This is a genomic window from Rhodococcus sp. BL-253-APC-6A1W, assembly GCF_012843405.1.
Taxonomy (GTDB): Bacteria; Actinomycetota; Actinomycetes; order Mycobacteriales; family Mycobacteriaceae; genus Rhodococcus.
In genome coordinates this window covers 549984-558473 of sequence record NZ_JABAFB010000001.1, presented here as the reverse complement: position 1 = coordinate 558473, position 8490 = coordinate 549984, and the positions used below count along the sequence as shown (strand labels likewise).

General features: G+C 66.8%; 1 protein-coding gene. It reads right to left on the bottom strand.

The window, feature by feature from the left end:
- A partial coding sequence (locus HF877_RS02550; protein WP_169619564.1) for a non-ribosomal peptide synthetase occupies positions 1–8288 on the bottom strand: 8288 nt, incomplete at its 3' end.
- Positions 8289–8490: the final 202 nt, after the last annotated feature.

The following is an 8490-nucleotide window of genomic DNA, read 5'->3' as shown; positions in this document are numbered from 1 at the left end:
TTGACCACCGAACAATGCGACACCGCCACACCCTTCGGCCGCCCCGTCGACCCCGACGTGAAAATCACATACGCCGTGTTGTCCGCCCGCAGCGGCGCGGTCCGCTCCGCATCCGACACCGGACCAGCCGCAACGCCCGAAAGATCAACGGTGTCGATCGACACCACCGGCACCGACACCGGAACGTCGAACCCGTCCCGCGACGTCGACACCACCAACACCGGCGCCGCCGACTCCACAATGAAACCATTACGCTCTACCGGCTGATCCGGATCGAGCGGCACATACCCGCCGCCCGCCCGCACGATCGCATACATCCCCACCAACAGATCCAACGACCGGCGCACCGCCAACCCCACCGTCGTCTCCGGACCCACACCCCGCGAGATCAGATACCGCGCAAGCTGATTGACCCGCGCATCGAACTGCGCATACGTCAACGACTCGCCCTCGAATACCACCGCGACCGCGTCCGGCGACGCAGCGACCTGCGCATCGAACCGATCCAGCAACGTCGACTCCGGCACCGGATGCGACGTATCGTTCCACCGCTCGAGCACCCTCACCCGCTCATCGGCGCCCAGCAGATCGATATCGCCCACCCGCCGCGCCGGATCAGCCACCACCGCCTCGAGGATCCGCACGAACCGCTCCGCAAAGCCCTCGACCGTCGAAGCATCGAAGAGCTCGGTCGCATAGGTGAACTCCGCACGGAGACCGTCCGGCGAACCGTCCTCCGCGAAGCCCTCCGACAACGTCAATTGCAGATCGAACTTGGCGACCGCGGTGTTGATCTCGAGCAGGTCGAGGGTCAGACCGCGAAGTTCGACGTGCGCTGCACCTAGATTCTCGAACGAGAGCATGACCTGGAACAGCGGGTGCCGAGCCGTGGACCGAGTGGGGTTGAGAACCTCGACCAGACGCTCGAAGGGGACATCCGCGTGCCCGAAGGCACCCAGTGCTGCTTCGCGTGCCCGTGCGAGATGGTCGGTGAACTGCGCGTCCGGATCGACGTCGGTGCGGAGCACCAGAGTGTTGACGAACATACCGATAAGGTCGTCGAGCGACTGCTCGCCACGTCCGGCCACCGGCGTACCGATCGTGATGTCGCGCTGACCGGACAATCGTGCCAGCAATATGCTCAAGGCCGCGTGCACGACCATGAACAGGGAAGCGTTGCGCGTGCGAGCGAACGCCACGAGGTCTCGATGCAAGCTCGGATCGATCGAGAAATCCACGGTCGCGCCGGCGAACGACTGCGTCGCCGGGCGGGGACGATCAGCCGGAAGATCCAACTGGTCGGGAACGTCGGCGAGCGCGCGACGCCAGTAGTCGAGCTGACCGGAGATCAGCGACTGCGCATCGTCCTCGGAACCGAGGACTTCCCGCTGCCACAGGGTGTAGTCGGCGTACTGAACGGGAAGCGGTGCCCACGAGGGCTCTTCCCACTCGGTGCGTGCGGCGTACGCGACCATGATGTCGCGTGCCATCGGTCCGGTGGACCATCCGTCTGCGGCAATGTGGTGGACCACGAGCGCGAGAATGTGCTCGTTGCGGTCGAGTTCGTAGAGTTCGGCGTGGATCGGCACCTCGGAGGTGACGTCGAACCCGGTGGACGCGAGTCGGCGCATCGCACCGGCCAACCCGTCCCGGTCGATCCGGAGCGGGGTCAGATTGGGCACGACTTCCGCGGCCGCCCGTACGACCTGGTGGGGTCCCTCCGGCGAATCGGGGAAGACGGTGCGCAGCGACTCGTGACGGTCGATCACATCCATGATCGACACCTGAAGTGCCGCTACGTCGAGGGCTCCGGTCAGCCGCAACGCCATCGGGAGGTTGTACGTCGCCGAGCGGGAATCGAAGCGGTTGAGGAACCACATGCGCTGTTGCGCCAAGGACAGCGGAACACGCTCGGGCCGCGGCATTTTCGCCAGTGCCGCTCGGGCACCGCGCCCGGCCTCCTGCTCGACGCGAACTGCCAGGGCGGCGACGGTGCTCGATTCGAACAGCGCACGCACGGGAACCTGTGCGTCGAGTGCCACACCCAGCCGGGACACCACCTGGGTGGCGAGGAGCGAGTTTCCGCCCAGTTCGAAGAAGTCGTCGTCGAGTCCGACACGTTGCACGCCGAGCACCTCGGCGAAGACGGCAGCGACGGTTCCCTCGATGGGCGTCGTCGGCGCGCGGAATTCGCGGTAGCTGATCCCGAGTTCGGGCTCCGGCAGTGCTCGGCGGTCGAGCTTGCCGACGGGCGTCAGAGGGATCTCGTCGAGGACGACGATCTGCGAGGGCACCATGTACGACGGCAACGACCGCGCCACGTGGTCCGCCAGCGCCGACGGGTCGATACCGGGTGCGCCGTGCACGTACGAGACGAGTGCGGTCTGTCCCGACGGCATCTCGTGGCCGACGGTGGTTGCGAAGTCGACGAGCGAATGCGTCTGCAGGGCAGCGTCGATCTCGCCCAGTTCGATCCGGAATCCGCGGACCTTGACCTGGAAATCGGATCGGCCGGCGAACACAAGGCGGCGCTGGTCGTCCCAGCGAACGACGTCGCCGGTGCGGTACATGCGGGTACCCGGCGCTCCGAACGGGTTCGCGACGAACCGATCCGAGGTGAGCGCAGCACGTCGGTGGTAGCCCCGAGCGAGCATGTCACCGGCGAGATACAACTCGCCCGACACTCCGGCTGGGACCGGACGAAGACGGCCGTCGAGCACGAGTGCCTGGACGCCCGCGGTCGGGCCGCCGATGGTGACCGGCCCCGAGGCATCGAGCAGAGCGCGGGTCGACACGATCGTGGTCTCGGTCGGTCCGTACGCGTTGAAGAATCGGCGGCCGGGCGCCCACCGGGCCACGAGTTCCGTCGTGGAGACGTCTCCACCGACGTTGAGGCTCTGGAGCGAGTCGAGGCCCGCGGGATCCACGGAGCCCAGCACCGCAGGCGTGATGGTCGCGTGGGTGACACCGGTCTGCTGGATCAGCGCCCGCAGTTCGGCACCGCCGTAGATCGTCGGCGGAGTGATCACCAGTTCGGCACCGGTGTAGCCGGCCATAGCCCAGTCGAGAACCGAGGGGTCGAAACTCGGCGAACAGATCTGCAGAATCCGCGACTCGGAAGTCACCCCGTAGAGGTCGACACAGTCGCGGACGAGGCCGGCGAGACCACGGTGGGTTACCGCGACGCCCTTCGGGCGCCCGGTGGACCCGGAGGTGTAGATGACGTATGCGAGGTGATCGACCCGGAGCGGAGCGCACCGCTCCTCGTCGGTGACCGGAGCTCCCGAGTGGGCCAAGCACGCGGCCACGAACGCCGGGTCGTCGAAGCGAACCCATTCGACGGCGGGCGACAGACCGGCGGCGTGTTCCTCCGTCGTCAGGCCCAGCAGAGCCGACGAGTCCTCGAGCATGTGGGTGACTCGGTCGACCGGGTATTCCGGGTCGACCGGGACGTAGGCTGCTCCCGTCTTCGCAACGGACCACACACCGAGCACCATCTCCCACGAGCGAGGGAAGGCAAGCGCGACAATGCCGCCGGGCCCTACGCCACGCTCGATCAGGTAACGCGCGATCCAGCTCGACCACGCGTCGAGATCGCGATACGTCAGCACGATGTCACCGTCGCGAACGGCGGGCCGCTCGGGGTGGGCGGCGACACCCGCGGTGAGCAGGTCCACGAGCGTGGCCGGTTCACCCGCATCGGGACCCGTCGTGGTGAGTAGCAGCTCGGCTTCGCCGGGAGAAAGGATGGACAGGTCGCCCACACATGCCGACGTGTCCGCGACGATGCCGTCGAGGATCCGCACGAAACGTTCTGCGAAGACGGCGACCGTACCGGCGTCGAAGAGATCCGTCGCGTACTCGAAGGTGGCACCCAGGCCGGCGGGTTCATCGTCGCTGCCGGTCTTTTCGGTCAGCCACAGCTGGATGTCGAACTTCGAGATCGGCATCTCCAGTTCGGTGCCCACGGCGCGGACTCCGGCGAAGGACACCTCACGTGCTGAACCGGGCTCGAGCGACAGCGCTGCCTGGAAGAGGGGATGACGCGCTGTCGATCGAGCCGGGTTGAGCACCTCGACGAGACGCTCGAAAGGCACGTCCGCGTTCGAGAATGCGGTCAGGTCGACTTCACGGACCACGTCGAGGAATTCACCGAACGAGAGGCCGGGATCGACCCGCGTGCGCAGCACCAGCGTGTTCACGAACATGCCGATGAGATCGTCGAGTTCCTTTTCGCCGCGTCCCGCGACGGCGGTGCCGACGGCGATATCGTTCGATCCGCTCAGTCGTGACAGGAGGACCGCGTAGGCGGCGTGGACGACCATGAACAGCGAGGCGCTGTGTCCGCGAGCAAGTTCGACGAGTCCACGGTGTGTCTCGGCGCCGATCTCGAATCGGTGCTTGGCACCGTGGTAGCTTGCGACGGCAGGGCGCATCCGGTCCGCCGGCAGGTCCAGCTGATCCGGGAGGCCGTCGAGCTCCCGAACCCAGAAAGAGATTTGTTGCGCAGCAGCCGAACCCGGATCGGACTCACTTCCGAGAGCCTGTCGTTGCCACAGGGCGTAGTCGGCGTACTGGATCGGCAGGGGCGACCAGCGCGGTTCGTGTCCCTCGGCGCGCGCCGTGTAGGCGGTGACGACATCCTGCGCGAACGGTCCGAACGAGGATCCGTCGGCTGCGATGTGGTGCAGCACCATCGCGAGCACATAGGTGTCGGGAGCGAGCCGGAACAGCGCGACTCGGAACGGAACCTCGATCGCGACGTCGAAACCGCGTCCTGCTAGTTCGACGACCGCTGCCCGCAGACCGACCTCGTCCACATCGATCGGTTCGAGCGGGGAGACGGCCTGCTCGAGCGGCAGGATCACCTGATGGGGGTCGCCGTCCACTTCGGGATAGACGGTGCGCAAGCTCTCGTGCCGAGCCACCACGTCCGAGAACGCATCGGACACGACACGCGGATCCACCGCGCCTGTCATCCGCACGGTGAAGGGCAGGTTGTACGCCGCAGTGGTGACGTCGAACCGATTGAGGAACCAGATCCGTTGTTGCGCAGTGGAAAGCGGCAGCACATCGGGTCGGACGGTTGCGGTGAGCGGAGCTCGGGCACCGGAACCGACCTGCTTCGCGATGCGTGTGGCGAGTCCCCCTACGGTGGATGCCTCGAACAGCGCGCGTACAGGAACCTGGGTATCGAGGGCCGCGCCGATGCGTGAGACGACCTGGGTCGCGACCAGCGAATTGCCGCCGAGCTCGAAAAAGTCGTCGTCGAGACCGACCCGCTCCGCGCCGAGTACGTCGCCGAAGGCTGCGGCCACCACGCGTTCGGCAGGGCTGCAGGGCTCGCGAAAGGTACGGGTGCTGCTGAAGACAGGTTCCGGCAGGGCTTTCCGATCGAGCTTTCCGCTGGTGTTGAGCGGGAGCGCGTCGAGCACCATGAGCGATGCGGGCACCATGTACGACGGAAGCGAGCGACCCGCGTGATCTGCAAGGTCGGTGACGTCGATCGTCTGCGCGGGCGCGGCCACCAGGTAACCGACGAGCTGGTCGCCCGTGGGGGTGGAGACCACTAGAACGACTGCCTGCGAGACGGCGGGATGAGCGAGCAGCACCGCTTCGATTTCACCGAGTTCGATGCGCTGTCCGCGGAACTTGATCTGGAAGTCGGTTCGGCCGATGTACTCGAGGATTCCGGTGCCGTCGGGCCCGGCTTCCCAGCGCACGAGGTCGCCCGTGCGGTACATCCGTTCGCCGGGTGCACCGAACGGGTCCGCGAGGAAGCGATCGGAGGTCAGGTCAGGACGATCGAGGTAGCCACGTGCGAGTTGAACGCCCGCCAAGTAGAGCTCGCCCGGTCGCCCGACCGGCACCGGGCGAAGCCGCCGGTCGAGAACGTACGCGCGGCTGTTCCATTGGGGGACACCGATCGGGACGCTGTGCACGTCGGCAGGGCCCGCGCGGTGGTAGGTGATGGACACCGCCGCCTCGGTGGGTCCGTACAGGTTGTGCAAGCCCGCCGGACACAGCCGGGCAAACTCGGCTGCCGTCTCGGACGGCAGTGCCTCGCCGATGACGAAGACGTGCCGCAGGGAGTCGCAGCTCCCGTCGGCGGCGTTGGCCACGAAGACGGTGAGCATCGACGGCACGAAATCGGTGATCGTCACGCGGTGCTCGGCGATCTTGTTCGCCACGTACACCGGGTCACGGTGGCCGTCGGGCGTCGCGATCACGAGGGTCGCGCCGACACGCAGCGGCATGAAGAATCCCCACAGCGACACGTCGAACGTCGTTGCGGTCTTCTGCAGGTACACATCCTCGGACGACATGCCGTATTGGTCGTTCATCCACTGGATCTGGTTGTCGATGGCGACATGGCTGACGGCCACGCCCTTGGGCCGGCCCGTCGACCCCGAGGTGAAGATGACGTACGCGGTGGTGTCGGGCAGGACCGGACCGTGCCGGTCCGCGTCGGTGATCGGGCGTGCGTCGCCGCGCGAGTAGTCGAAGGTGTCGATCTCGAACGCGGTGACGCCGTCCGGCAGTTCCACGTCGTCGCGCGCGGTGGTCAGTACTGCTGCGGGCTTGGCCGTGTCGAGGATGTATGCCGTCCGGTCGGCCGGATGGTCGGGGTCGATGGGCACCCAGGCCCCACCCGCTTCGACGATCGCGTACATGCCGACCACGAGGTCGAGCGAACGCCGGATGCACAGTCCGACAAGCGATTCGGGTCCGACACCGAGATCGATCAGTGCGCGCGCGAGAGTGTTGACCCGGGAGCCGAATTCACCGTAGGTCAGTGACTCGCCTTCGAAGACGAGCGCTGTGGCATCAGGTGTGGCTGCGGCCTGCTCGCGGAACTGCGCGAGCAGATCACGTTGCCGGACCGGATGGTCGGTGCGGTTCCACTCGGTGACCGCGTTGTCGAGTTCGGCGTCTCCCGCAAGGGGGATGTCCCACACGGGCCGTTCCGGATCCGATCCGACGAACCGGTCGAAGAACTCCATGAAGCGGGTGTGGTCGGCCCGGGACTGCTCCGGACCGTAGAGATTGGGATTGGACTCGAAGTCGATGTGCGTGTGGGCGCCACCGCTGCGGTAGACGTTGACACCGAGATCCTCGATCAGTCCGGTGGACAGAATATTGATTCCGCCCACCATGTCCCCGAGACGGACCTCGTTGTCGAACAGCATGATGTTGACCCACGGGCCGAAGAACGTCGCCTGTCCCGCCGATCCGGCGTCGCGGTCGCGCACGATGTCCTCGTGCCGGTAACGCTGATGGCGCAGCGCACCCGAGACGGCCGCGCCCGACGCGGCGATCAGATCGCGGACGGTCGTCTCGTCGGTGACGCTCAGGCGCAGCGGCACCACATTCGAGACCATGCTGCCCGAGCGTCGGAGCACCGCAGTGGTGCGCGCCGCGACGGGCAAGCTCAGCACGACGTCGGTTCGGCCGGTCATCTGTGCGAGATACGCGGCGAAGGCAGCGACGACGGCGGTGGCCAGACTCGCACCCTCGCGCTCGGCGAGTTCGTCGACTCGCCGTTCGGTCTCCTCGGACAGCGCGGCGGTGTCGATGCGGCTGACCGGCGCGGGCGCGGCGGTCCGGCCGGAGAGGCTGGTGGGTTCCTCGATCCCGTCGATCTGCCGGGCCCAGTATTCACGGTCGTCGAGGAATCGCTTCGAACCGCGGTACTCCATCTCGACGTCGTAGACCTTGTGCAGATCCGACGCGCGGTTCGGGGACGGCTCGACGCCCTCGACCGCTGCCGTGTACAACTCGGCGATGCGGGTCATGAACGTGGCGGCGGCGAAACCGTCGAGTGCCAGATGGTGCACGCGGTTGTACCAGAAGTAGCGGTGTTCGCCGATCCGGAGCACGGTTGCGGCGATGAGACGGTCGCGCAGTACATCGACGGGACGGCTGCGGTCGTCGCGCATCCAGTCGAGCGCGGCCTGGCGGGGGTCGTCGACACCGCTCAGATCGACGAAACCGAGCGGCGCTTCGAGCGAGGGATCGACGAGTTGGTAGGGCTGTGCCCCGACCTCGATGAACCGGAGGAACCCGGATCCCATTTCGAGCGCAGCGCGGGCACTGGATTCGCGGAGGAGATCGACGTCGAGGTCACCCTCGAGCTCGACGTATTGAGCGATGTTGGCGGGCACTGTCGGGTCGACGTGCTGGGCGAACCACATGCCCAACTGCGCAGGCGAGAGCGGGAACGCTCCGGGCGGTACCGCGCCCCCCGCGTTCTGCGCCTGCGATCCGCCTTTCCCGAGCGAGTCCAAATCCCCCAACCTTCCTCTCAGCACCGGGCAGTTGCCCGCGCTCCCGACACGAACATGCACGCAACCTCTAGGGGTATCTGCGCATCAGGGGGAGATCGTTACGGCGTGGCCGGGCGGTGAGACATTCCGCAGGACCGGACGCAGTAGCGGACCCCCGCCTGACGGGCCGAGGCGCCCGAAGCAGCTTACTTACCGGTCGGTA